The sequence below is a fragment of the Paraburkholderia phymatum genome (assembly GCF_040965635.1).
GTDB lineage: Bacteria > Pseudomonadota > Gammaproteobacteria > Burkholderiales > Burkholderiaceae > Paraburkholderia > Paraburkholderia phymatum_B.
In genome coordinates, this window is sequence record NZ_JBFRCH010000112.1 from 1 (window position 1) to 674 (window position 674).

The following is a 674-nucleotide window of genomic DNA, read 5'->3' on the forward strand; positions in this document are numbered from 1 at the left end:
CCTTACGCCCGCTTCCCCGCTTTGGAAGCTTTCTCGGGCCACTCATGCTCTACCATGTCACGTTAATGCGGGCGATGGGCTACCGCTACGAGACGCCAGCAAACCGATTTTTATGCTTCGATCGCTATCTGCAGAAGAATCCGCATCTGGAGGGCCAACCTCTGGCCGTTCTTCTGCAAGAATGGCGAGCCATACCTCCGACGCCCGAGCACGCATGGCAGTGCCAGGAGTTGGGTCGTGATCTCGCCAGGGCGTGGCGACGCTTCGAGCCGATGATTCCCGTGCCCAAGCCGGACCGCCGACTCGGTCAGCAGTTGAAGCAACAGCGACGGCGTCCCCACATCTACACAGAGCAAGAGGTACAGTACCTGCTCGAAACCGCACGGCAATTCCCCTCGCCGCGTGCTCCGCTTCGCCCCCTGAGTCTGTACACAATGCTCGTTCTTGCATATTGCACCGGGCTTCGCCTGGGCGAGATCGTAGGTCTCAACCTGGGTGACGTGCATCTCGATGTGGGCGAGATCGATATTCGAGAGACGAAGTTCTTTAACTATGCCGCCTTGTAAACTATGCTCGATCCAGACAGAATGAGTCTCAAATTCAAGCACAACGAACAAAACATGATCGGCATAGTCTAATTGACATTGGACTCGCTTTCGCGAGAGGCGCAGGTC

1 protein-coding gene is annotated in these 674 nt (G+C 56.7%); it reads left to right on the forward strand.

The genetic code is table 11. The features are described 5' to 3' along the window. Nucleotides 1-566: tyrosine-type recombinase/integrase (locus tag AB4Y32_RS40425; protein WP_368726577.1), on the forward strand; the 566-nt coding region annotated here is incomplete at its 5' end. Nucleotides 567-674: the final 108 nt, after the last annotated feature.